This window comes from Streptomyces milbemycinicus, assembly GCF_002154605.1.
Lineage (GTDB): Bacteria > Actinomycetota > Actinomycetes > Streptomycetales > Streptomycetaceae > Streptomyces > Streptomyces milbemycinicus.
In genome coordinates, this window is sequence record NZ_MUNE01001081.1 from 1 (window position 1) to 506 (window position 506).

The window sequence follows — 506 nt, forward strand, 5'->3', positions numbered from 1 at the left end:
GTCCTGCATTCTCCGCACATGCCTGGCGTATCCACGATATCTGCGGGGCACTGATCAACAGGGACGGCATCCGCCGTAAACGCACAGCAGTCACTGGGGGTAAAGCCATGGCCGCTAGGCCGCTTGTGGCGCGGCAGCCGAACGAGAGGCTGCAGGCGCTCATCCAGGAAGCCGCGTGTTCCAACGCCGGCTTGGCGCGCAGGGTCAACATGTGCGGNNCGGTCGCCCGCTGGCTGCGCGGCCAGCAGCCGAGGGGCCGGGCCCCGGGCATCATCGCCGAGGCGCTCGGCCGCAAGCTCGGCCGTACGGTCACGATCGACGAGATCGGCATGGCCAACGGCAAGAACCTCGCCTCGGGCGTGGGGCTGCAGTTCTCGCCCACCGTCCTCGGCGCGATAGAGCAGGTCTGCGAGTTGTGGCGGAGCGACGTCGGGCGCCGTGACTTTCTGAGCGGTTCGACGGTCGCCGCCTCGGCGCTGGTGGAGCCCAGCCGCGACTGGCTGATC

1 protein-coding gene is annotated in these 506 nt (G+C 69.0%); it reads left to right on the forward strand.

The window, feature by feature from the left end; translation table 11 throughout:
* Positions 1-107: 107 nt before the first annotated feature.
* Positions 108-506 (forward strand): NsdA family TPR-like regulatory protein (locus CCN51_RS51160; protein ID WP_483883485.1); only part of this gene is annotated, 399 nt, incomplete at its 3' end.